Origin of the sequence: Azonexus caeni (genome assembly GCF_048146105.1) — a bacterium.
Classification (GTDB): Bacteria; Pseudomonadota; Gammaproteobacteria; order Burkholderiales; family Rhodocyclaceae; genus Azonexus; species Azonexus aromaticus_B.
On record NZ_JBKJAD010000010.1, the window covers coordinates 55,289 to 79,276 of the forward strand.

Annotated in this window: 19 protein-coding genes; 12 read left to right on the forward strand and 7 right to left on the reverse strand. The window is 65.9% G+C overall.

All coding sequences use genetic code 11. From position 1 onward, the window contains the following. The first annotated feature begins 7 nt into the window (after positions 1–7). The 8 genes from dmpG to ACLIIZ_RS11485 all read left to right on the forward strand — a co-directional run bounded on the left by dmpG (position 8) and on the right by ACLIIZ_RS11485 (position 9,827). On the forward strand, positions 8–1,039 hold the full coding sequence (dmpG, locus tag ACLIIZ_RS11450; RefSeq protein WP_416692253.1) for a 4-hydroxy-2-oxovalerate aldolase: 1,032 nt from the start codon (positions 8–10) through the stop codon (positions 1,037–1,039). Continuing rightward, positions 1,036–1,824, forward strand: coding sequence for a 2-oxo-3-hexenedioate decarboxylase (gene dmpH, locus ACLIIZ_RS11455; RefSeq protein WP_416692254.1), 789 nt, complete (start codon positions 1,036–1,038; stop codon positions 1,822–1,824). The genes dmpG and dmpH overlap by 4 nt, the downstream gene beginning before the upstream one ends. 18 nt (positions 1,825–1,842) lie before the next feature. After that, a complete protein-coding gene (locus tag ACLIIZ_RS11460) occupies positions 1,843–2,034 on the forward strand; it encodes a 2-hydroxymuconate tautomerase (protein ID WP_416692255.1) in 192 nt (63 codons plus the stop codon). Between the two features lie 253 nt (positions 2,035–2,287). Then, positions 2,288–3,256, forward strand: a complete 969-nt coding sequence (locus tag ACLIIZ_RS11465) for a WD40/YVTN/BNR-like repeat-containing protein (RefSeq protein ID WP_416692256.1) — start codon at positions 2,288–2,290, stop codon at positions 3,254–3,256. A gap of 17 nt (positions 3,257–3,273) precedes the next feature. Continuing rightward, positions 3,274–5,664: an efflux RND transporter permease subunit gene (locus tag ACLIIZ_RS11470; RefSeq protein ID WP_416692258.1), complete on the forward strand. Its 2,391-nt coding sequence runs from the start codon at positions 3,274–3,276 to the stop codon at positions 5,662–5,664. 63 nt (positions 5,665–5,727) lie between these two features. Beyond that, positions 5,728–7,695: a DUF1302 family protein gene (locus tag ACLIIZ_RS11475; RefSeq protein ID WP_416692259.1), complete on the forward strand. Its 1,968-nt coding sequence runs from the start codon at positions 5,728–5,730 to the stop codon at positions 7,693–7,695. A gap of 22 nt (positions 7,696–7,717) precedes the next feature. Continuing rightward, complete coding sequence (locus ACLIIZ_RS11480) at positions 7,718–9,031, forward strand: DUF1329 domain-containing protein (RefSeq protein ID WP_416692260.1); 1,314 nt, start codon at positions 7,718–7,720, stop codon at positions 9,029–9,031. Positions 9,032–9,143: 112 nt separating this feature from the next. Further along, positions 9,144–9,827 carry an SDR family NAD(P)-dependent oxidoreductase gene (locus ACLIIZ_RS11485; protein WP_416692261.1) on the forward strand — a complete coding sequence of 228 codons (684 nt, stop codon included), beginning with the start codon at positions 9,144–9,146 and terminating at the stop codon, positions 9,825–9,827. On the opposite strand, the gene ACLIIZ_RS11490 is transcribed toward ACLIIZ_RS11485, so the two are convergent. Then, complete coding sequence (locus ACLIIZ_RS11490; RefSeq protein ID WP_416692262.1) at positions 9,824–10,306, reverse strand: nucleoside 2-deoxyribosyltransferase; 483 nt, start codon at positions 10,304–10,306, stop codon at positions 9,824–9,826. The genes ACLIIZ_RS11485 and ACLIIZ_RS11490 overlap by 4 nt on opposite strands. A 109-nt stretch (positions 10,307–10,415) precedes the next feature. Here ACLIIZ_RS11490 and ACLIIZ_RS11495 point away from each other — a divergent pair, with 109 nt between their 5' ends. The 3 genes from ACLIIZ_RS11495 to ACLIIZ_RS11505 all read left to right on the forward strand — a co-directional run bounded on the left by ACLIIZ_RS11495 (position 10,416) and on the right by ACLIIZ_RS11505 (position 13,368). After that, complete coding sequence (locus ACLIIZ_RS11495) at positions 10,416–10,982, forward strand: Spy/CpxP family protein refolding chaperone (protein ID WP_416692263.1); 567 nt, start codon at positions 10,416–10,418, stop codon at positions 10,980–10,982. Positions 10,983–11,213: 231 nt separating this feature from the next. Continuing rightward, on the forward strand, positions 11,214–11,765 hold the full coding sequence (locus ACLIIZ_RS11500; RefSeq protein ID WP_416692264.1) for a phasin family protein: 552 nt from the start codon (positions 11,214–11,216) through the stop codon (positions 11,763–11,765). Positions 11,766–11,991: 226 nt separating this feature from the next. Continuing rightward, the gene (locus ACLIIZ_RS11505) at positions 11,992–13,368 is read left to right on the forward strand and encodes a GGDEF domain-containing protein (RefSeq protein ID WP_416692265.1); all 1,377 of its coding nucleotides are present in this window, start codon (positions 11,992–11,994) and stop codon (positions 13,366–13,368) included. An 8-nt stretch (positions 13,369–13,376) separates the two neighbouring features. Here ACLIIZ_RS11505 and ACLIIZ_RS11510 read toward each other — a convergent pair whose 3' ends face one another. Further along, positions 13,377–14,309: a LysR family transcriptional regulator gene (locus ACLIIZ_RS11510; RefSeq protein WP_416692266.1), complete on the reverse strand. Its 933-nt coding sequence runs from the start codon at positions 14,307–14,309 to the stop codon at positions 13,377–13,379. A gap of 87 nt (positions 14,310–14,396) precedes the next feature. On the opposite strand from ACLIIZ_RS11510, the gene ACLIIZ_RS11515 reads away from it, so the two are divergent. Continuing rightward, a complete protein-coding gene (locus ACLIIZ_RS11515) occupies positions 14,397–15,293 on the forward strand; it encodes a DMT family transporter (protein ID WP_416692268.1) in 897 nt (298 codons plus the stop codon). Positions 15,294–15,306: 13 nt separating this feature from the next. Here the strand turns inward: ACLIIZ_RS11515 and ACLIIZ_RS11520 are convergent, their stop codons facing one another. The 5 genes from ACLIIZ_RS11520 to ercA all read right to left on the reverse strand — a co-directional run bounded on the left by ACLIIZ_RS11520 (position 15,307) and on the right by ercA (position 23,881). Next, the gene (locus ACLIIZ_RS11520; protein WP_416692269.1) at positions 15,307–18,777 is read right to left on the reverse strand and encodes an AAA family ATPase; all 3,471 of its coding nucleotides are present in this window, start codon (positions 18,775–18,777) and stop codon (positions 15,307–15,309) included. Next, a complete protein-coding gene (locus ACLIIZ_RS11525; protein WP_416692270.1) occupies positions 18,774–19,349 on the reverse strand; it encodes a histidine phosphatase family protein in 576 nt (191 codons plus the stop codon). The genes ACLIIZ_RS11520 and ACLIIZ_RS11525 overlap by 4 nt, the downstream gene beginning before the upstream one ends. Positions 19,350–19,355: 6 nt before the next feature. Further along, positions 19,356–20,600, reverse strand: a complete 1,245-nt coding sequence (sbcD, locus tag ACLIIZ_RS11530; RefSeq protein ID WP_416692271.1) for an exonuclease subunit SbcD — start codon at positions 20,598–20,600, stop codon at positions 19,356–19,358. 94 nt (positions 20,601–20,694) lie between these two features. Further along, a complete protein-coding gene (locus ACLIIZ_RS11535) occupies positions 20,695–22,737 on the reverse strand; it encodes a response regulator (RefSeq protein ID WP_416692272.1) in 2,043 nt (680 codons plus the stop codon). Continuing rightward, positions 22,724–23,881 (reverse strand): alcohol dehydrogenase-like regulatory protein ErcA, encoded by a 1,158-nt coding sequence (ercA, locus tag ACLIIZ_RS11540; protein ID WP_416692273.1) that lies wholly within the window; start codon positions 23,879–23,881, stop codon positions 22,724–22,726. The genes ACLIIZ_RS11535 and ercA overlap by 14 nt, the downstream gene beginning before the upstream one ends. Positions 23,882–23,988 lie beyond the last annotated feature (107 nt).

The following is a 23,988-nucleotide window of genomic DNA, read 5'->3' on the forward strand; positions in this document are numbered from 1 at the left end:
AAACGAGATGACACTGCAGGGCAAGAAAATCACCGTCCACGACATGACGCTGCGTGACGGCATGCATCCCAAGCGCCACCTGATGACGCTCGACCAGATGGTCAGCATCGCCACCGGACTCGACGAAGCCGGCATTCCGCTGATCGAAGTCACCCACGGCGACGGCCTCGGCGGCTCGTCGGTCAATTACGGTTTCCCGGCGCACACCGACGAGGAATACCTCGGCGCGGTGATCCCGCAGATGAAGCAGGCCAAGGTTTCGGCGCTGCTGCTGCCGGGCATCGGCACCGTCGATCACCTGAAGATGGCGCGCGACCTCGGGGTGAACACCATCCGTGTCGCCACCCACTGCACCGAGGCCGACGTTTCCGAGCAGCACATCACGATGGCCAGGAAGCTCGACATGGACACCGTCGGCTTCCTGATGATGGCCCACATGAACAGCCCGGAAGGCCTGGTCAAGCAGGCCAAGCTGATGGAGTCCTACGGCGCCAACTGCATCTACGTCACCGACTCCGCCGGTCACCTGCTGCCGGAGACGGTCAAGGCACGCCTGAGCGCGGTGCGCGAGGCGCTGAAGCCGGAAACCGAACTCGGCTTCCACGGCCACCACAACCTGGCGATGGGCGTTGCGAACAGCATCGCGGCGATCGAAGTCGGCGCCAACCGCATCGACGCGGCGGCCGCCGGGCTCGGTGCCGGCGCCGGCAACACGCCGATGGAAGTGCTGATTGCCGTGTGCAGCCTGATGGGGATCGAGACCGGCGTCGATGTCGCCAGGATCACCGACGTCGCCGAAGACCTGGTGGTGCCGATCATGGACTTCCCGATCCGCATCGACCGCGACGCCCTGACCCTGGGTTATGCCGGCGTCTATGGCTCCTTCCTGCTGTTCGCCAAGCGCGCCTCCGCCAAGTACGGCGTGCCGGCGCGCGAAATCCTGGTCGAACTGGGCCGGCGCGGCATGGTCGGCGGCCAGGAAGACATGATTGAAGACACCGCCATCACGATGGCAAGAGAACGGGGACTGATCGCATGAAACTGAACCAGAACACCATCGCCGAGCTGGCCGAACTGCTGGAAAACGCCGAGCTGCAGGCGCACGACGTCGTCAAGATCACCGACGCCCATCCCGAGATGGACTGGGACGACGCCTACGCCATTCAGGCCGAGATCCTGCGCCGCAAGCTGGCGCGCGGCAACAAGGTGGTCGGCCTCAAGTGCGGTCTGACCTCGCACGCCAAGATGAAGCAGATGGGCGTCGACACGCCGTGCTTCGGCTTCCTGGTCGATTACTTCACGGTCCCCGACGGTGGCGAAGTGAAGATCAAGGAACTGATCCACCCCAAGGTCGAGCCGGAAATCGTCTTCGTGCTGAAGAAGGCGCTCAGCGGGCCGGGCTGCCATGTCGGCTCGGTGCTCGCCGCGACCGATTTCGTGATGGCCGGCATCGAAGTCATCGACTCGCGCTACCGCGACTTCAAGTTCGACCTGAAGAGCGTGATCGCCGACAACTGCTCGTCGTCGCGCTATGTGCTGGGCGGCATGGCGGTGCCGGTGGCCGATCTCGACCTGCGCACGCTGGGCGTGGTGATGGAGAAGAACGGCCAGGTCGTCTCGATCGGCGCCGGGGCCGCGGTGCTCGGCCACCCGGCGGCGGCGGTCGCCATGCTGGCCAACCATCTTGGCGCGCGCGGCGAGGAAATCCCGGCCGGGACGATGATCCTTTCCGGTGGCGTCACCGAAGCGGTCTCGGTCGCGGCCGGCGATCACGTCAACCTGCGCATCCAGTCGCTGGGTAACGTCAGCCTGAAGTTCGCCTGATCCGGAAGGGAGACAGCCATGCCGTTCGCCCAGATTTACCTGATCGAAGGTCGCACCGACGAACAGAAGAAGCTGCTGATCGAGAAGGTCAGCGCCGCGATGGCCGAAGCCCTCGGCGCGCCGCTGGAAAACACCCGGGTGTGGATCCAGGACGTGCCGAAAGGGCAATGGGGCATCGGCGGCAAGACCGCCAAGGACCTCGGGCGCTAGCCGAACGATGCAACGGGCTGCCCGGCGAAGCGCCGGGCAGCGCCGGGTCGGCCTGGCTCAGGCAATACCTGAAAGGTATCTATTGAGGCAGTAAATGGTATTGGACGGTATTGGCGCCATTCGGCCATAGTAGGGTCAGTAAAAAAATATCGAGATTTTGTGGGGCCGCAGCCCAGATGCTGCCGGCAACCGCAGGAGACAAGGCAAGTCAGGGTTGGTCGGTAAGCGACCGACCCGCAAAGGAGGAAGTTTTATGGGGCGGATTTCTGCCGCAAGACGATTGCCGACCACCTCGGCGATCGCAGCGAGTTTCCTGCTGGCCGCGTGCACGCAGGCGCCGGACATGTCCGGCATTGCCAGCGAGCGGGCGCGGCCGGTGCAGCGTTACGACATCAGCCAGGCCATCGCCAGCAACGGCGAGGCCATCGTCGTCGGCACCCAGAGTGGCGTCGCACTGGTTTCGCACGACCAGGGCAAGACCTGGGAACGGCAGGCGCTCGGCCACGTGTCGCTGGTCGATATCGCCGTCTGCAGCGACAAGACCTTCATCGCCATCGACCACTATCGCAAGCTCTGGCATGCCGACGCGAGCGGCGCCAACTGGCAGTCGGTCGGGCTCGAACAGCCGCGCATTCCGATTGCCGTCGCCTGCAGCCCGCAGGGCGGCTGGTGGGTGGCCGGCAACAACGCGACGATCGCCGGCAGCGCCGATCAGGGCAAGACCTGGCAGGTCACCGACCTCGGCGAGGATACCCAGATCACCGCCCTGCAGTTCATCGACGCGCAGCGCGTCGTTGCCTTCGGCGAGTTCGGCCTGTCGCTCGTGTCGACCGACGGTGGCGCCAGCTGGCAGAAGAATCCGCCACTGCCCGGCGAGTTCTACCCCTACGCCGCGCTCTTTCGCAATGCCGGCGAAGGCTGGGTGAGCGGCATCGCCGGCCAGATCCTGCGCACCCGCGACGGCGGGCAGACCTGGCAGAAGCAGGAGAACGCCACGCAACTGCCGCTCAACCGCCTGTTCATGCATGACGGCGCGCCGTTCGGCGTCGGCAACGGCGGTGTCGTGGCGCGGCTGGAAGGGGAGGTCTGGCGCAACGTGCCGTATCCCGATCCGCTGCCGATGTTCCTCGGCGGTGGCGCTTCCATCGCCGGTCAGGCGGCGATCGTCGTCGGCGGCCCGGGCGGCCTGCTGCGCACGATCAGCACGGCGAACAACAAGTAGAACAGGAAGCAAGCATCATGGTCAGCCAACTCCGTCATTCCATCACGCATCGCCTGCACGTCGGCGAAGAGTGGATTTTCCGCAACCCGAAGATCGTCCTCTCGATCATCCTGGCAGTCACTTTCCTGTTCGGCCTGGCGCTGCCCAAGCTGCGCATCTTCACCGACTTCTCCGACCTGCTGCCGCAGAACCACGCCTACATCAAGGTCTATAACCGGCTGAAGGAAAACTTCGGCGGCGCCAACATGATCATCATGTCGGTCGAAGTCGAGCAGGGAACGATCTTCAACGACGACACCCTGAGCCTGATCCACGAGGCGACGCAGGGCGTCGACAACCTGCCCGGGGTCAACCACAACCTGGTTTCCAGCCTGACCCACCGCACCGCGCGCAAGGTCTTCCTCGACGACCAGGGCGGCTTCGCCTCCGAGTCCTACTACGATCCGCTGCAGCCGACGCGCAGCGTCGCCGAACTGGAACGGCTGAAGAACGACGTCATCGCCAGCCCGACGATCTACGGCCTGCTCGTCTCGCCCGACCTCAAGGCGGCGCTGATCAAGGCCCAGTTGAACGAGGCCGACATCGACTACGCCGCCACCTTCGCCGCGCTGCAGGAAGTGCGCGCCAAGCTGGAGAAGCCCGGTCACAAGATCTACGTCACCGGCAACCCGGTGCTCACCGGCTGGGTTTACACCTACCTCAACCAGATCGTCGAAATCCTCGCCTACACGCTGGCCCTGCTGGCGACGCTGCTGATCGTCTATTTCCGCCGCTTCTACGGCGTCGCGCTGCCCTTGCTGGGGATTGCGCTGTCGTCGATCTGGGGCCTCGGTTTCATGGCGATCATGGGCATCAACCTCGAGCCGCTGTCGCTGCCGATTCCCTTCCTCATTGCGGCCCGCGCCACTTCTCACGGCGTGCAACTGGTGGTGCGCTATTACGAGGAACTGGCGTTGGTCAAGAACGGCCCGCAGGCGGCGCGCAACGCGCTCGACGCGCTGTTCCGGCCCGGCTCGCTGGCGATCATCGTCGACGCCGTCGGCATTGCCGTGCTGGTGCTGGGTGCCGCGCCGTTCAACCACAAGCTCGGTATTGCCGCCGGTTTCTGGGGCTTCGCGGTGATCTTCACGGTGCACTTCATGGTGCCGCTGGCGCTCACCATCCTGCCGGCGCCGAAGAAGCACGAGAACGGCAACGAAGGCATCCGCCAGTTCCTCGGTAAGGCGATGGCAATGACCGGCGGCACCGATGGCGGTGCCCGCTCGATCCTGATCCTGACGCTGATCGGCGCCATCGGTGCGACCTACCTGGTGGGCAAGGTGCAGCTCGGCGAATCCGAGCCGGGTTCGCCGCTGCTCCACCGCGACCACGACTACAACGTGTCGACGACGGCGATCAACACCCGCTTCCCGGGTTCCGAGGAACTGCACGTCATCGCCCGCACCGACGAACCCGGCGGCATCAAGCGACCGGAAGTGATGGCGGCGATCGAACGCTTCCAGGCGCACATGCTGTCCGACCCGACGCTGGGCGGCACCAAGGCGATCCCCGGCGTCGTGCGCGTGGTCAACAAGCTGATCCACAACGACGATCCGCGCTGGATGCAGTTGCCGGACAGCCAGGACGAGATCGGCGGCCTGATGTTCACCTACATGGCGTCGAGCCCGATCCCGGGGGCGCTCAAGGAGTTCGTCAGCCCGGACGAGAACGAGGCGGACATGGTGTTCTATTACAAGGACCACCAGGCGGAAACGATCAACCGCATCGTCGCCCTGGCCGAAGAAGGCATCCGCAAGATCGAGGCCGAAGTGCCGGGCCTGCACATCGAACTGGGCGGCGGCATCATCGGCGTCACCGCTGCCGGCAACCAGGCGCTGCACACCGACCACATGATCATCATCCCGGCCGTCATGCTGCTCGCCTTCGTCATCGTCATGGCCTACTACAGCTCGCTGCACGCCGGCTGGCTGATGGTCCTGCCGATGCTGTTCGCCACCCTGATGACCTATGCCTTCATGGGCGCGCTCGACATCGGCATCAACGTCAACACGGTGCCGGTGATCGCCGTCGGCGTCGGCGTCGGCATCGACTACGCGGTCTATTTCATGGACCGCATCCGCGAGGAGTTCGCCGTCCTGCGCGACATCAAGCAGTCGGTGATCAACGCCGTCGCCACCACCGGCTACGCCGTCAGCTTCACCGCGGCGACGCTGATCGCCGGCGTCGTGATGTGGATCTTCATGTCCGACCTGCGCTTCCAGTCGGACGCCGCGATCCTGCTGTCCTTCATGCTCATCGTCAATGCGATCGCCGCCGTGCTGATCGTGCCGTCCTGGTGCGTCGTCTTCAAGCCGAAGTTCGTCACCGCGGTGCATTACGACGAGGACGGCGTCCTGGAAAACGACTAACAAGACCCGGCAAACCGGGGAACAGCAAAACCTTTGTTCACAACCAGATGGGGGATCAAAAACATGGAGACACTCAGTAACGGAGCATGGCAGCGCAGCCTGCTCGCAATCGCGGTGAGCTGCGCCTTCGCCGCTCCGGCGGCGGCCGACGACCTGCCGGCGATGGGCGAAGAGGACTCGCCCTGGCAGGTGGACGTGACCTACGAAAACCATACCGTGCGGCGCGAGAACGTCGGCCTGGCCAAGTTCCGCAACACGCTGCAGGCCGAGTTCGACAAGGGCGTCGGCAACGGCTGGAAGGTGCACGGCATCATGCGCGGCAGCTGGGACGGCGTCTATCGCATGAATAGCGACGAGTACGGCAACAAGGCGGGCGGTTCGATCAACATGCAGTCGACGACGCCCGGTGGCTACCTGACGACGCCGTGGGGTACCGGGCCGGTGACCTACTCGCTGGTCAATGGCGCCTTCGGCCTGGTGAACAACGCCTTTGTCGATGCCTACCCGGCGAGCAACCCGAACGCCGGTCTGCGCGTTCTCGGCGACCGTTGGCACAGCATCAACGGCGGTGTCGCCTTTGCCGTGCCGGTCCGTCCCTGCGACGTGGACAAGCGCGGCTGCCGGGATTTCGGCGGCTACGGCGACCTCAAGCGTTCCGAGCTGGAAGCGCCGGAATTCAACGACCGCCTCGATTTTCTCCGCGAACTCTATGCCAAGAAGGACTTCGACCTCGGCGACGGCAAGAGCCTGTTCGTCAAGCTCGGCCGGCAGCAAGTGGTGTGGGGGCGCACTGACCTGTTCCGCGTCCTCGACGTGATCAACCCGGTCGACTTCTCGCGCAACAACATCTACGACGAACTGTCCGACATCCGCATCCCGATGTGGATCGCCCAGGTCGAATACCGGATGGGCGCCAGCGACACGATGCAGGACCGCAACCTGCAGTTCGTCTGGAACGTCGACAAGTTCCGCCCGAACAACCTTGGTCAGTGCGGTTCGCCGAACTCGATCCTGGATGCCGGCTGCTTCTTCCGCGGCATGGCCAACCTGTGGGACAACGGCGGCACCGTCTCCAACTTCGCCAACGTCGCGCCGGGCACGCTGCTGGCGACCAACTTCGGTCCCGGCCAGATCGGTCTGGACAAGGTTCACCTGCCGTCGTGGAGTCTGTCGAACACCCAGTTCGGCATGAAATACGAAGGCGTGACCCAGGACGGCCTGTCCTTCTCGCTGAACGCGCTGACCTATCGTTCGCAACTGCCGTCGCTGCGCGGTGGCAAGCGGGCGACCAACTCGTTCACCGGTGTCTATCAGGATGCCTGGCCCTACCTGATCTCCTTCGACATGCATTACCCGCGCGTCAACCTGATCGGCGGCTCGATGGACTTCCAGGTACCGGCGGCCAACGCTGCGGTGCGCGTCGAGGCGGCGTACACGGATGGCGAGGAGTTCGCCAACACCAACCGGCCGGAGCTGTACTCGAAGAACAACGTCTTCCGTACCGTGATCGGCATCGACCGGCCGACCTTCATCCCCTTCATCAGCGAAACCCAGGCGACGCTGATTTCCGGGCAGTTGTTCTACCAGCACATCTTCGACCACGAATGGAAGCGCGGCTCGCTTGGGCCGGTCGGCATGCCGGACTGGGAAGACAACGTGATCGGCACCCTGCTGATCAAGGCCTTCCTGAAGAACGGCATGGTCAGCCCGCAGGTCATCTTCGCCCACGACTTCAAGGCGCGCGCCACCGTCGTCGCGCCGCAGGTCGAGATGCACCTGAGCAACGACCTCAAGGTCACCATCGGTGCCAACTACAAGCTGGCCGAAGGCCGCAGCCGCTGGGAGTTCGACGATTGCCGCGCGTGCAACCCGTTCGCACCATTCACCGCGCCGAACGGCGATCCCGACCCCTTCACCAGTTATTCCCGTGGCCTGGCCGGCATGGAACCGCTCGGCCGCTTCCGCGCCGGTCCGATCGGTGCGGCATTCAAGGAAAACGACCTGTTCGTCAAGCTGAACTACAAGTTCTGAACCCAACCGGAGGAGACATTTCATGAAAAAATCACTACGCAAACTGCTGCCCTTGTTCGTCGCCGCCAGCTTCGGCACCGCCCAGGCGGCGACCGAAGCCGACGTCGAGAACACCTTCAATCCCTACAAGGCCGGCATGCCCAGCTTCGCCGGCCTGAAGGCGGGGATGACGATCAACAAGGGCAACGTCGACCAGTTCAAGGACATCCTCGGTGCCGGCGTCTTCAAGCTGATCAAGGAAGGCATGTTCGAAATGAAGGTTGGGCCGACCACCCAGTTCAGCATTTCCAAGGCCTACATCGACGCCACTCGCGCCAACCTCAACAAGACCCAGCTCGGCGCCAAGCCGGGCGACATGATCAGCGGCTACGTCGCCGGCCGCCCCTTCCCGGAAGAGCCGGATGCCAAGGACCCGCGTGCCGGCGAGAAGCTCGCCTGGAACTACAAGTACGGCGTGAACTGGGGTGACGGCGCGATCATCTCGCCGTTCTACTGGCAGTACCGCAACATGCAGACCGGCAAGGTGGAAAAGGAAATCAACTGGGACTTCCACTTCCTCAACTTCATGCACCGCACCAAGGACGCGCCGGTGCCGGAAATCACCCCGAACCCGTCGGGCATCTTCCGCGCCATCTACGTCAAGGCGCATGAGCCGCAGGATCTGAAGAACACGCAGTTGCTGATCCAGCGTTTCGAAGACGACGCCAAGCTCGACGATGCCTACCTCTACCTCGGCTTCCAGCGCCGCGTGCGCCGCCTGGCGCAGGGCCAGGCGACCGACTCCTTCCTCGGCTCCGACTTGATGATCGAGGACTTCGAAGGCTACAACGGCCGCGTTTCCGACATGAAGTGGACCTACAAGGGCACCAAGAACGTCATGCTGCCGATGTGGAATCACAACGAACTGAAGCTGTCCGCCGAGCGTACCGAGTCCGACGGCTACAAGTATGTCGATTTCGCCGGTCAGGGCGGTTGCTTCGCCGAAGGCACCTGGCAGCTGCGCAAGGTCTATGTGCTGGAAGCGGTACCGGTCAATCCGAACCATCCGGTCAGCAAGCGTGTCTTCTACATGGACGTGCAGTTGCAGAACCTGAACGGCTCGAACGAAATCTACGACCGCAAGGGCGAGCTGTGGAAGGTGTTCATGGTCGGCAAGTCGCACGCCGATCATCACCTGCCGGTGAACAAGGGCGCCGGGATCGGGATCGACGATGCCTTCTCGATGGTCGACGTCCAGTCCAAGCATTGCACGACCGGTCAGTTCAAGGGACAGGTGGACCCGAAGAAGAACCCGCCCCGTCTGTTCCAGGTCCAGAACCTGCGCGGCGGAGACTGATCCCGCCGTCACCAACACCCATGCCGGGTGTCTCTGCGGGAGGGTGCCGAATCCGGCAGCCTCCACACTTTACGGGGGCCGCGTGCCCCCATTTTTTTTGACGGAGGTGAACATGTCCGACACGAAGCTTTCCGGAATGCGCGTGCTGATCACGCAATCCCGCGATTTCATGGGGCCGGCGCTGTGCGAGGTCTTTGCCGCGGCCGGCGCCGAGGTGCTGGCCGACGAGAGTTCGCCGGTGCTGCCGGAGACGGCCGGGCAGATGATCGCGGCGGCCGGCCGGATCGACGCGCTGATCCTCAACCTGGCGCTGCCGGCGCCGTCCACTCGTGCCGAGCAGGTCGGCGACGACGAATGGCGCGCGGTATTCCGGGTGATGGTCGACCCGATGCAGCAACTGGTCAGGGCAGTGCTGCCGCAGATGATCGAACGGCAGGCGGGGAAGATCGTCCTCATGGGCAGCGCCTCGGCGCTGCGCGGCATGGCCGGCCGCTCCAGCTACGCCGCCGCGCGCGGCGCCCAGCTCGCCTATATCCAGGCGCTCGGTGTCGAGGTGGCGGGGCAGGGCATCCGCGCCAACGCCATCGCCCAGAACTTTGTCGACAACCCGACCTACTTTCCGCCGGAAGTCCAGGCCCGGCCTGAGTTCAAGGACAGGCTGCGCTGGCAGGTGCCGCTCGGCCGGCTGGTGACGCCCCTCGAGGACGCGTCGTTCGCCGCCTACCTGTGCAGCGAGGCGGCGAATTGTTTCGTCGGCCAGATTTTCCCGATGTGCGGCGGCTGGGTGCCGCGTTAGTCGGCGGCGAGCGCCTGCAGCGCCTGTTCGAGCCCGCCGCGGACGATGCGCAGGGGAATGCCGAGCATCAGGTTGAGCGGCAGCCCGTGGTTCTCGACGCTCATCCCCTCACTATCGACCAGCCGTTCGCCGACGTGCAGCAGGTCGCAGCCGAGATGGCCGGCCAGCCGGTCGGCCAGCGGCCGGTCGTCGTCCACGTAGGCGATTACCGGCTTGCCGGCCGCCACCGCGTAGCCGACTTCGAACACCGTTCCCGAATCCGGCTCGAAGCCGCGGAAGGGGTTGAGGTTGGCGATCACCAGGTCGGCGGCGGCAATCTGGGCCAGGTTGGCGCGGTAGATCTCCGCTGCCGTGCTCGCTTCGTTGTCTAGCGGAATCAATGCCCGATGTCCGTAACGGCTCACCAGACGGCGCGCTGATTCGGCGCGCTGCAAGGCGTCGGGCTGGAAGACATCGGGACCGGCGAGATAGATCTGCATGGCGAATGACCTGATTTTTCCTGGATAGCCATCAATTTACCCCGGCTTACCCGGATTAACCCAGGCTGCGCGGAAAATTCGCCGTTATCGACAACAACGATGAGTAACCATGAGCTTTCCCGGACGCCCCCTCGCAATCTTCCTCCTCGCTTTCAACCTCGTCGCCTGCGCCCCGCTGGGCGGCCCTTCCGGGCCAGGGGAGCGGCCGGAGATGCTACCGGGGCAGGATGCGGAAGAAGGCGCGATGCCGATGGCCGATCCGCTCCAGGAGAAACTGGCGCGGCTGGCGGCGGCGCTCGCCCTGACCCCGGCCCAACAGCCGCTTTGGGACGACTATCAGGAAGCGCTCGGCGCCTTGCTCGCCGATCAGGCTCGCGGCAGCGCCCAGCGGGCCAGTCAGTCGGCCGTGCAGCAGCTTGCCGGCAAGCTTGACGTGGTACGCAATCGGCTGTCGGCCATGGAGGAAATCCAGGACGCCGCGACCAGGCTCTACCAGACGCTCAATCCACGCCAGCGCGAAGTCGCCGATCGCGTGCTCGCTGCCACCGTTCCCTCGCTCGATGCCGGATGCGCCACGCCGGGCGCAAGGCGGGCGCGGGGTGGGCGGCCGATGGGCGGTGGCGGTCCGGGGCGTGGCAACGGAGGGCCGGGGCAGGGCGGCGGCCCGATGTGGTGATCCCGGGGCGGCGGTCATCGGGCTGTCGTCAGCCTGCAACCTCGGCAGGCTAGCATTTTCTACCCGAAGCTGTCCTGCTGAACGAAAAATGGTGCGGCGCACAAAAAGCGCTTGACTCCATTTCGTCGATGGATAGAATTGAATCATGCTGCATTGCACCATGTTGATGGTGTGAGTTCCGCAGGACTGTTTCAAGACCGATACGCCCCCAACCCATCCAGGAGATTCATCATGATCAAACCCGAAGAGTTCGCCAAGTCCGGCTTCAATTTCGCCCTGTTCTTCGCCAACACCACGTTCGACGGCATCGAGCGTCTGGCCGTCCTGAACCTGGCCGCCTCGCGTTCCGCTTTCGAAGCTTTCGTCAGCAACGTCAACACGCTGCTCGGCGTCAAGGATTTCAAGTCCTTCGTCGAAGTCCAGAAGGAACTGGCCGCGCCGACGCTGGAAAAGGGCATCGAGTACTCGCGCAACGTGATCGCCATCGCCACCGATGCCAAGGAAAAGATCGCCAAGCAAGTCGAAACCCATGTTGCCGACACCAGCGCCAAGGTTTCCGGCATGGTCGAAAAGGCCCTGGAATCCGCTCCGGCTGGTTCTGAAGTCGCCGTCGCTGCGGTCAAGACCGCGATGAAGTCGGCCAACGAAGCGATGGACGGCCTGAACAAGGTTGCCAAGCAGGCTGCCGAAGTTGCCGAAGCCAGCGTTTCCGCCGCCACCGAAGCGACCATCAAGGCCGCCAACGTCGCTGCCCCGAAGGCTGCCGCCAAGAAGGTTGCCTGATCGATCAGATCCGCTGGCGCACCGGACAGCCGTCCGGTGGCGTCGGAAAAACCCCCGCGGGAAACTGCGGGGGTTTTTGTTTGTACATTCCATCAATAGCCATTCTGGGAGCATGGTTTGATGTAGGTCAAATCGATGGCATGTTTTTCGCCTTTGGCATAGCTCGGCTATTACTTTGGTGATACCCTCTGCCGCGCCATTCTTCCTGCATTTTTCCGGGGTATCGATGCGTTTTCCGCAAATCATTCGGGCGCTCAGTCTGGTGCGGCCCCTGGGGCTTGCCGGCGCGCTCTTTTCCCTGCTCATCCTGGCCGGTTACGCGCTTGGCCTCGAAGTGTTTTTCCGTCCCATGCTCGGTGGCCCGGCGACGCATCCGCTGAGCGCCGTGGCCTTGCTCGTGCTCGGTCTCGGCGCTTTCTGCTGGCATCCGCGGCAAAGCAACCGGGTCGTGGTGCTTGCCGGGGTGTTCGTCGTGACCCTGGTCTCGCTACGCCTGCTCGAACTGGCGAAAGGCGTGACGCTGCTCGACTGGCTGACGCCGTTCAGTCGCCAACTGGCTGAACAGGCGGCTGCAGGCCATCCGATATCGACCGGCATCAATACGGCGCTGATGTGCCTGTGTTTCGCTCTGGCCTTGATCGCCATCGGCTGCAAGCGCTATGCCCTGGCCCAGCAATTGGCCTTTGTCGGCCTCGGTTTTCCGATGATCTCCTTAACCGGTTACGCCTACGGGATCGACAAGTTTTACGGGCAGATGGCGATGACGACGGCGCTCGGCGGCAGCATGGTTGGCGCCGGCATCCTGTTGAGCGGCGCCCACCGCAGTTTCCTGCGCTCGATCCTGAGCCCGTGGATCGGTGGCAAGGTGGCGCGCGTGCAGATCCTGCTCGGCTATTTTGTCCCCTTCCTGATCGGTTACTGTCTGGCGCTGACCATCGCCAACAATCCGCTGCAGCAGTTCGGTCTGTTCTGTGTCCTGATCAGCGCCTTCATTTCCATGCTGGTCGCCTTCACCGCGGTCATCCAGGAATCGATCGACCGCTCGCGGCGCAGCGCCGAACGTCGGCTGGTTCTCGTCGCCACGCTGGATTCGCTGACCAATCTGCCCAACCGGCGGCGTTTCCACGACCATGGCCAATGGCTGCTGGAACGCGTGCGGCGTACCGGCGAGAGCCTGTCGGCCCTGATCTTCGATATCGATTATTTCAAGCGGATCAACGACACCCAAGGTCATCCGGTCGGCGATGCCGTGCTCGAGCGATTGGCCGCGGAAGCGCGCAGCATCCTCCGGCGACAGGATTTCCTGGCGCGTTACGGCGGCGAGGAGTTCGTCATCCTGTTGCCGGGAACCCAGCTTGCCGGTGCGGTGCAGTTGGGCGAGAAACTGCGCGCCCACATTGCGGCGACCGATTTTCCTGGCGCCGGCCAGGTTACCATTTCGCTCGGCTGTGCCGAATATCTCGCCGACGAGTCGCTGCAGCAACTGGTGGCGCGCGTTGACGTGGCGCTTTACCAGGCCAAGCGCAGCGGACGCAACCGGGTGGTGGCGGTCAGCGAAGCACCGCCGGCGATGAACTCCGTCGAAAGCTGCCAGGCCGCCTGAGCGCGGCGTCAGTTGACCGGCTGGCCGCGCCCGAGCTGGTCGGCGATGTGCAACAGGAAATCGACCACCACCCGCACCCGCGGCGCCCGGTAGCGGTCGGCGGTATACACCAGCCAACTGCTGCCCTGGTAGCGGCCGAGCAACTGCCACTCCGGCAGCACGCGCAGCAGCGTGCCGTCGGCGACCTGGCGGCGGACGCTGAAATCGGGCAGGCAGGCGATGCCCAGCCCGGCCTCGGCGGCTTCGCGGCGCATCTCGCTGTGGTTGCTGGCGTAACGCCCGCGCACGTTGACCACCTGGCGCCAGTCGCCGCTGACCAGGCACCATTCGTCGTCGCCCGGCAGTTCGGCCAGGTGCAGGCAACTGTGCCGGGCCAGGTCGGCCGGCTGCTGCGGCGTGCCGGCGGCGGCCAGGTAGGCCGGCGTCGCGTAGAGCAGGGTGCGTACCTCCATGAACGGCCGCGCGACGTAACCCGGTGGCGGATCGCCCAGGCGCAGCGCGATGTCCACGCCTTCGGCGATCAGGTCGACGACCTGGTCGGTGACCTGCAGTTCGAGCGCCAGTTGCGGGTGCGCCGCCAGCAGTTCCGGCAGGCGCGGGTGGATCAACTGGCGCAGCGCTGCCTTTGGCGCCGCCAGGCGGACCCGCCCCTCGACCCGGCTGGCGTGGCCGGCCGCCCCGTCGCAGGCGGCGCGGGCGGCGTCGAGCATGACCCGGGCGTGGCGCACGACTTCCTGGCCGCCGGCGCTCAGGCGCAGCCGGCGCGTGCTGCGCTCGAGCAATGTCAGGCCGAGCGCCGCCTCGAGCCGGGCGATCTGCCGGCTGACCGCCGACGGCGTCGCGCCCTGCAGGCGGGCGGCGGCGCTGAAGGAACCGGTTTCGACGACATTGACCAGCACGGCCAGGTCGGGCAACAGCGGCAGGAGTTCATTTGTTCTCATAGGGCACAGATCATTTGCTTTGGCGATGGATTATCGCCGAAATCACCCCCTTTCATACTGGCGGCCTGACCTGATGAGGACCGCCCCATGTTTTTCCGCCGCCTGCCCCCCGAACCGCTCCTGCTGCTCATTGCCGCCATCTGGGGCAGCAGCTACAGCGTCGTCAAGACGGCGCTGCTGCACTACCCGGTGGCCGGCGTGATCGCCATCCGCTTCCTGCTCACCGCGCTGCTGCTCGCCCGCTACTGGCTGGCGCTGCCGGCTGCGCAACGGCGCGACACCTTCCTCGTCGCGCTGCCGACCAGCCTCGGCCTGCTCGCCATCTTCCTGGCCGAAACCGCCGGCGTGGCGCAGACCAGCGCCGGCAACGCGGCTTTCCTGGTCAGCCTCTGCCTGCTGCTGACGCCGCCGGTCGAGTGGGCGTGGTTCGGCAAGCGCCCCGGCGCCCGCCTCTGGCTGGCCGGCGCGCTGTCGCTGCTGGGCACCGCGCTGCTCACCGGCATCGGCCGCGGCAGCCTCAACCCGGGCGACCTGCTGATGCTGCTGGCGGCGCTGATCCGCGCCTTCCAGACCTGCCTGACGACGCGCCTGACCGCCGGCCGCGCCATCGACAGCATGGGCCTGACTGCGGCCCAGGGCCTGCTTGTCGGCGCTGGCGCGCTGGCCGTCGCCCCGTGCTTCGCCGGCGGCCTGCCGACGCTGCCGACGAACCTGGAATTCTGGGGCGCCATCGCCTGGCTGACGCTGGCCTGCACGCTGTTCGCCTTCTGGGCGATGAACCGCGCGCTCGCCGCCGGCAGCCCGAGCAAGGTCGCCTTGTTGCTCGGCAGCGAACCGCTGTGGGGCGCGCTCTTCGCCGTCCTCTGGCTGGGCGAATCGCTGGCCGGCGAAGCCTGGCTCGGCGGCCTGATGATCGCCGGCGCGGCGCTGTGGCTGGTGTGGCCGGCGCCGCAGCGGACGGCAGCGGCGGCGGCGGCGGGGTGAGCGGGACGGCTGCCTAGATCCGCAGTCGCGAATAGCCGACCCCGCCGCCCTTTTCCACCCGGATCTGCGCCGGAATCCGCTCCTTCATGCCGTCGACGTGACTGATCACGCCGATCATCTTGCCGCTGGCGTTGAGCGTGTCGAGGGCGTTGAGGGCGATTTCCAGGGTGTCGGCGTCGAGCGTGCCGAAGCCTTCGTCGAGGAAGAGCGAGTCGATGCTGGTCTTGTGGCTGACCAGGTCGGAGAGGGCGAGGGCCAGCGCCAGGCTGACCAGGAAGCTTTCGCCGCCGGAGAGGGTGCGGGTGTCGCGGGCGACTTCGCCCTGCCAGCTATCGACGATGTCGAGTTCGAGTTCGCCGCTGCTCTTGCGGCGCAGCAGGTAGCGGCCGTGCAGGCGGGCCAGGTGGCCGTTGGCGAGGTGCAGCAGGTGGTCGAGGGTGAGTCCCTGGGCGAACTTGCGGAACTTGTCGCCCCTGGCCGAGCCGATCAGGCCGTCGAGGCGCTGCCAGAGATCGGCGTCGGCGGTTTGCGCAGCGATTTCCTTGAATAGCGCCTGCTGGCTCTGCCGTGCCTCCTGGTCGCGGGTGAGCAGGGCGCGCCGGGCGCCGAGCTGTTCGCTGAGTTCGCGGCGTTGCTGGTCGAGTCGGGCGAGGGCGGCGTCGAGGTCGGCGAGCTGCGGTACTTCGGTTTCGCCGCCGGCGTTAGGCGTGTCGTCGCTTGCCGTCGCGACGACGGGCGTGGCGTGCAGGCGGGCGAGCTTTTCGCGGGCCGCCTGGAGTAGCGCGTCGGCCTGCTGCTTGGCGGCTTGCCGGGTTTCCCGGGCTTGCTGCAGACGCTGGCGTTCTTCTGGCGGCAACAGCGCGGCGGCGTAGGCGTCGAGGTCTTTGAACGGGCTGGCGGCGAGCGCCGTTTGCCAGGCGCGGGCGGCGTCGGTGAGGGTTTGCTGCTGCCGGGCGAGGTTGGCGTCGAGTTGCGCCTGCCGGCCCTGCAGCGCGGCGAGTTGCTGGCCGAGTTCGGCGAGGTGCTCGGTGCAGCGGGCGAGGGCGGCGGCGGGGTCGGCTTCGGCGCTGGCCGGTGCCGGCGGGTGGGCGTCGGCGGCGGCCCGTCGTTGCGCGGCCTGTTCGGCCCAGTGGGTGGCCTGGGTCTGCGCGGCGTCGGCGCGCTCCTGTTGCTGGACCAACTGGGTGGCGAGTTCCTGGCGGCGGCGTTGGGTCTGCTGCCAGTGCTGCCATTCGGCGTCGCGCTCGGCGAGCCAGGCGGCGGGATCGGCGGGAATGTCGGCCTGGGTTACCTTGAGCCGGGCGTCGAGTTCGGCCTGTTCGGCGGCGATGCCCTGGCCGGCTTTGATGATTTCCGCCTGGCGCAGCTCGGTGGCTTGTCCGGCCTGGATCAGCAGTTGCAGTTGGTTGCCGGCGGCGAGCAGGGCCTGGGCGGCGTCGGCGGCGGTTTTGGCGGCGGCGTTGACCGCCTGTTCGCCGCGTTCGGCGGCTTGCAGGCGGGCGGCGAGGGCGTTGAGCGACTGCTCGGCCTGGCTGCGGGCGGCGGCGAGAGTTGGTTCGTCCTGCCAGGCGTCGACCGGCAGCGTGCCGGCCGGTAGCGCGGCGAGCTGGTTCTGCCAGTCGTCGGCGAGGCGGGCGAGGTCGCGGGCGGTTTTCGTCTGCTGTTCCTGCAGCGCGGCATGCGCGGTCTTGGCCTTGGTCTGCTCGTCGCGCAGTTGCTGGCCTTTTTCGACCAGCTCGGCGAGCGACTTCTGCGTCGCCTGCAGCGCGGCTTCGGTGGCCGAGACGTCGAGCGCGGCGTAGTCGGCGATCGCCGGGTGCTCGTGCGCGCCGCACAGCGGACAGGGCTGGCCCGGTTGGAGCTGGCGGCGGTGGTCGGCGAGGCTGCGGATCAGGCGTTCCTGTTCGAGCAGCTTCTGCTTGTCGGCGACCTGGGCGTTTAGCACCTTGTGCTGCTCGCGTAGCGCCACCAGCCTGCTTTCCCGGGCGGCGATCTGCGGTTCGCCCTGCTGCAGTTGCTGCGCCTGCGCGCCCTGCTGGGCGGCGAGTTCGCGGCGCTGGCGGGCGAGGGCGTCGAGCTGCTGCCAGCGGTTGCCGGCGGCCTGCTCGCGCTGCCAGTGGGCGCGCAGCTCGGCCAGTGTCTGCCCAGCGAGGCGCTGGTTCTGTTCGGCGCGGCTGGCGTCGAGCGCGGCGTCGGCGGCGGTTTTTGCCTTCTGCGCGGTGTCGACCGTCAACTGCTGGGCGGCGCGTTGCCGTTCGTTGGCGGCTTGCTCGGCGGCGAGTTTCTGTTGCGCTTGCTGCTGGGCAGTGAGTTCGCGGGCCAGTCGGGCGCGCTGTTCGAACTGCTGGCGCCAGGCGCCGAGGCGTTCGCCGAGCTGGGCGCGCTGTGGGTGGGCGGCGCAGAAGTCGTCGATCTCCTTCGCTTCGCGCCGGCTTTGTTGCAGGGCCTGTTGCACCTGGGCGGCGACGGTGGCGGCATGGCTGGCGGCGGCGAGATGGTCGGCCAGTTGTTCGGCCAGCAGGCGGGCGCGTTCGCCGTGCAGCGCCTGCCGTTCGGCGGTGATCTGGCGGACGGCGGCGTCGGCTTGTTGCCATTGCTGGTGCAGCGGCTGCAGCGCTGCGGCCGGTTCGCTGTCGGCCAGGCGTTTGAGTTCGGGCGCGGCGGCGGTCAGCGCGGCGTCGGCGGTTTGCTGGCGGGTGAGCGCGGCGGTGACTTCCTGTTCGGCCTGGGCGAGATCAAGGCGCCATTGGCGCTGCGCTTGCGTCTGCGCGTGCTGGCGCTGGATGTCGGCGAGCTGTGTTTCCAGCACGGTGCTTTCCTGCAGCATCGCGGCGCGCTGCTCGTCGCTCATCAGTTCCATGCCGTCGGCGCGGGCCTTGAGTTGGGCGAGTTTGTCCCTGGCCTCGCGCGCCTGCTCGAAGACCTTGCGCGAGATTTCGCCGTAGATTTCGCTGCCAGTTAGTTCTTCGAGCAGTTCGGCGCGTTCGTTGGCGCTGGCGTTCAAAAAGGCCGCGAAGCCGCCCTGGGCGAGCAGCATCGATTTGGTGAAGCGCGGGAAATCGAGGCCGGTGATTTCGGCGACGCGTTTCAGCTTGTCGTTGGTCTGGCTGCTGAGGATGGTGCCGTCGCCGGCCGCTAGCTCGACTTTCGGCGCCTGCAGCGCGCCGTCGGCTTTGTCGCGGGCGCGGCGCTGGCTCCAGAAGGCGCGGTACACGGCACCCTTGACCTCGAATTCGACCTCGGCCAGGCAGTCGGCGGTGTGCCGCGTCATGATGTCGTTGTCGGCGGCCGAGATCGTCTTCAGGCGCGGCGTCTGGTGGTAGAGGGCGAGGCAGATGGCGTCGAGCAGCGTCGACTTGCCGGCGCCGGTCGGCCCGGTGATCGCGAACAGCGCGTTGTCGGCGAACGGCGGCCGGGTGAAGTCGATGGTCCATTCGCCTTTCAGCGAATTGAGGTTCTTCAGGCGCAGGGAGAGGATCTTCATGGGGATTGGGGCGTGGTGCGGCTGAAAATGGCGGATTGCCAGTGATGACGCGCTGCCTTGTCCGGGCTGTGCCAGCCGGCCCGACGCAGCGCCCGGGCGATGAACCAGTTGAGCGTGCCGTGACCGATGAACAGTACCTTGCCGTGTGCTACCGCCAACCGGGCCAGGACATCGGCGCAGTCGTCAGCCCGGGCCTTGGCGGCGGTAAAGGATTCCGTATCGCGGTGGTAGCCGAACGTCCAGGCGAGACGGAACAACACGGCCCAGGCGGTAACTGGCAGCATGGGGTAGCGCCAATCGGCGCTGGGCATTTCCATTTCCCGGAAGGCAGCATCATGGCCATCGGGGGTTTCCATCCCCAGTGCGTTTGCCGAACTCAGCGAGCGGGGGAGTGTGCTGCACAGGAGATAAGCGGCTTGCCGGGCTTGTTCGATCGCTGTCGCCGGGGGCGGGTAGGCGGGATCGATGGCGGCGGCTTCGTAGCGCTCGACCCAGGCGCCGAAGTCCCTGGCGTTGAGCCACTGGGTGGTATCGATGGCCGGTCGGCCATGACGCATAAGGACGATCTGCATGAGCGTTCAGGCCTTCCCGGCGTCAGCGTCGTATTCGAGGGGAGCGGTGATTTCCGCCAGAACGCGCCGATAGCGCTCGCTCAGCGCCTGCTGCAATTCGGCGTCGAGTTCCTCCTGCTGCAGGCGGCGGGCGAAGACTTCGTGCGGGTCGAGTTCGTCCAGCGTCTCGCTGGCGGCGGCTGCCAGGCGGGCGGTGGCGTTGCCGCGCTGGCGGCGGATGCGCAGGACTTCGACCGGCCAGCCGTCGGTCATCTGCTCGATGCGCGCCGGCAGGTCGGCGAGGTAGTCGTCCTCGGCGACGGTGACTTCAAGCCAGGTCGGGCGTTCCGGCGTGCCCTGGGCGGCGGCGGCGCCGATCTGCGCCGGCAGGTCGACGAGCTTGCCGGCGATCGCCACCAGCCCCTGGAAGCGCGGCACCGGCAGCGGCGTCACCGCCTGCAGGCCGTTGGCGTTGAGGTCGACGAGCAGCATTTCCTTCTGCTGCTTCGCCTCGTCGAAGCCGAGCGCCAGCGGCGAGCCGCAGTAGCGGATGTGTTCCAGCCCGCCGACTTTCTGCGGCCGGTGGATGTGGCCGAGCGCGATGTAGTCGGCCGGCGGGAAGGCGGCGGTGGGGAAGGCTTCGAGCGCGCCGACGTAGATTTCGCGCACCGATTCGCTGGCACTGGCGCCGACCGTGGTCAGGTGGCCGGTGGCGACGACGGGCAGGGTGACGCCGAGCTCGGCCATTTTTGCCCGGGCGGCGGCGTCGACCGCGTCGTAGTGCTGCTGGATCGCCTGCTGCAGCGACAACTGCTTGTCTTCGGCGCTCTGCCCGGCCTGGCTCTGCAGCACATCGCGCGGGCGGACGAAGGGCACGGCGGCGACGATGCAGCCGGGCGCACCGTCGCGCTGCGCCAGGACGACCACCTGCGTCGCCGGATCGGTGTGCGTCGCGGCGATCACCGTTGTTCCCAGGCGGGCCAGCAGCTCGCGGCTTTCGCCCAGTGTCGCCGGCGAATCGTGGTTGCCGCCGAGCAGCAGCAGCGCGACGCCCGCCTCGTGCAGGCGCACGACCAGCTGGCTGTACAGCTCGCGGGCGTAACTCGGCGGCGTGCCAGTGTCGAAGATGTCGCCGACGATCAGCACCGCGTCGACACTGTGTTCCGCTACCTGTTCGAGTAGCCAGACGATCAGCGCCTGATGCTCGGCCTGCCGGCTCTTGCCCATGAAATGCTGGCCGAGGTGCCAGTCGGAGGTGTGGAGGAGGCGCATGCGGGGGAAGGGGAAAAAGATGGCATTCTAAGCGTTGCCGTCGTCAACACGGACGCGGCGCGGGCCCATGGGGCAGTCGGCAAGGCCTTGGCGACTAGCCGCGGTTGGCGGTGCGCGCTAGCCAGATCAGCAGCTTGTCATAGAGATCGTCGGGATCGACTGGCTTGGCAAGGAAGTCGTTCATGCCGGCAGCGAGGCAGTTCCGTTTGTCTTCGGCAAAAACATTGGCGGTCATGGCGATGATCGGCACTTCCTTCATCCGCTGCGCCTGCCTGAGGATGCGCGTTGCCGTGACGCCGTCCATGTTGGGCATCTGCATGTCCATCAGGATCAGCGCGTAGTCGTTCTTTTCGGCCAGCCGCACGGCTTCGGTGCCGTCCTCGGCCTGGTCGATGCGCAGGCCGACGTCGCCCAGCATGATCTGGGCGACTTCGCGGTTGATCGGATCATCTTCGACGAGAAGGATGCGGGCGCCGGCGTAAGTCGATTTCAGGATCGCTTCGCTGTCGATGCCCGCATGCCGGTCGCTGGCCGGCGGTTTGCGGCTGTCCTTGAGCAGGCGGGCGGTGAACCAGAAAGTGCTGCCCTGTTCCGGTTCGCTGCTGACGCCGACCTCGCCGCCCATCAGTTTGGCGATGCTTTTGGTGATGGAAAGTCCGAGGCCGGTGCCGCCATATTTGCGGGTGATGCTGTTGTCCGCCTGTTCGAAGCTGGAAAACAGGCGGGGCAGGGCGGACGGCGGGATGCCGTGGCCGGTGTCGCTGACTTCGAAGCGCACCAGGACGTGGTCGTCGGTATTTTCCAGCAGGCTGGCGCGCAGGGTGACGCTGCCGTGGTCGGTGAATTTGACCGCGTTGTTGGCGTAGTTGAGCAGCGCCTGGCGCAAACGGGTCGGATCGCCGAGCAGGTTGTCGGGCAGCGGATGGATTTCGGTGAGCAGGCTCAGCCCCTTGAGATGGGCGCGCTCGGCGATCATCGTGGCGACGCTGCTGAAGATTTCGTTGAGCTTGACCGGTACCGTTTCCAGCGTGAACTTGCCGGCTTCGATCTTCGACAGATCAAGGATCGCGTTGATGATTTCCAGCAGGTGTTTGCTGGCGGCATCGATTTTTTCCAGGCGATCCTTCTGCTCCGGCGTCACGCCCGAACGCATCACCAGATGCACCATGCCGGTGATGGCGTTGAGCGGGGTGCGGATTTCGTGGCTCATGCTGGCCAGGAAAGCGCTTTTCGCCTGGTTAGCGGCTTCGGCGGCTTCCTTGGCAACGCTCAGTTCGTGCGCCCGCTTCTTCTCGGTGATGTCGTTGACGATCCAGATGCTGCTTTCTTGCGGCGCCGCCGGATTCAGCGAATGGCCGGTGATCTCGGCCCAGAAACTGCTACCGTCGGCCTTGATCAGGGGCAGCGTGTGGCTGAAGTTCTCACCGTGCGCCAGTTGCCGGTAGGCTTCGTCGCCCAGCATCTGGAAGCTGGCTTCCGAGGGATAGAGCTGACGGGTGCACAGGTCGAGCATACCCCCCGGGGGATAGCCGAAGATTTCCTCGAAACGACGGTTGCAACTGGCGATCCGCCGATTGTGCAGGAGCCCGATGCCGACCATCGCGTTGTCGAGCAGCGCCGCCTTTTCCGCCAGCGCTTCGGCCAGCATCTGCTCGTTGCGGCGGCGATCGGTGACGTCGCGGCCGACCAGGACACCGTAATTGCGTTCGCCGAGCAAGGCCAGCCGATAAGAAATTTCCAGCCAGACCGCGCCCTGGGTCGAACTGAAGGCGACGACCTGGGAATAGGCCGGCGATTCGCCGTCGCCACCGGTGCCTTCCATCTCGCGGTGCAGTACGGCAAGGACGTTTTCGGCATCGGTCAGGCCCAGCGACAGGAAAGGCTGGCCGACCAGGGTGTCGACCGGCCGACCGAGCAACTGGCCGAGCGCGGCATTGGCATCGGCGACGCTGTCCTCGGGCAGGGCGATCAGGATGACGAAATCCGAAGTGTGGTCGAGCAGCGTCCGGAAGCGTTCCAGGTGCTCGAGATTCTGCCTGAGTTGCGGGTAGTAGCTCTTGCGGAAAGAACGCCCGCTCAAGCCGACGATCATGTCCTGGAGCGTTGCCTCGTCATCGTTCACGTCAGAGGGCTTCACCATAGATCACCTTGATGTCGTTGATCGTCGCCCGCCGCGGGTTGGTCACCAGGCAGGCATCCTTGACGGCGTGGCTGGCCAGTTCGGGGATGTCGGCAGCGCGCACGCCGCGCGTTTCGAGGCTGCCGAGGACGCCCAGCCGGGTACGCCTGGCGAGGATGGCATCGGTGATGCGGCCGACCATTTCGCGCGGGCTCAGGCCCCGCGGGTCGATGCCCATGGCTTCGGCAATCTGCTGGTAGCGCTCCGGCGCTGTTGCCGCATTGAAACGGATCACGTGTTCGAGCAGCAGCGCGTTGCATTCGCCGTGCGGCAGATCGAGATAACCGCCCAGCGGATGGGCGAGGGCGTGTACCGCGCCGAGGCTGGCGTTGGAAAAGGCAATGCCGGCCTGCAGGCTGCCCAGCACCATGTTTTCGCGGGCCGGCATCAGCGTTGGCTGGCTGACGGCGGTCTCGATGTTGTGCCAGAGCAGTTTGATGGCGGCCAGCGCATGCAGATCGACAATCGGCGAACTGGCGGTTGATACGTAGGCCTCGATGGCATGGGTCAGGGCATCCAGACCGGTGCAGGCGGTCAGGTAGGGATTCATGGTCAGCGTGGTTTCGGGATCGACCAGCGAAACGTCGGGCACCATGCTCTTGCTGATGATGGCCATCTTGTAGCGGCCCGGCGTGTTGCAGATGATGCAGAACTGCGAGACGTCGGCGGCGGCACCGGCCGTGGTCGGGATGCAGATCAGCGGCGGGCCGGGAATGTTGACCCGGTCGACGCCCTCGAAGGCGGTGATGTCGCACCGATTCGAATGGACGATGCCGATTCCCTTGGCGCAGTCGACGACGCTGCCGCCGCCGACGGCGACGATGACGTCGCAGTGTTCGCGGGCATAGAGCAGGGCGCCGGCCATCACTTCGTGATCCTTGGGGTTGGGCGTCAGGGCCTGGAAGACCACCCACGGAATGCCGACTTTTTCCAGGTCGTCCTGTACCTCCTTCAGCCAGCCAGCGGCGATCACGCCGGGGTCGGAGACGATCAATACCCGGCGGGCGCTGAAGTGCCGGGCGTAATCGCCGACCCGGTGCCGGGCGCCGGCGCCGAAGATGAATTCGGGGACGACGAACTTGCGCATTTCATAATTTGCCATGGCTTCTGCATCTCCTCTTTGCTGGATTGCCCGGCCTGAATCGCTGCGCTTGGGCGCGAATTGTTTGTTTCATTATGGCGCAGCTACGCGGTATCGGTGTTGCTTCT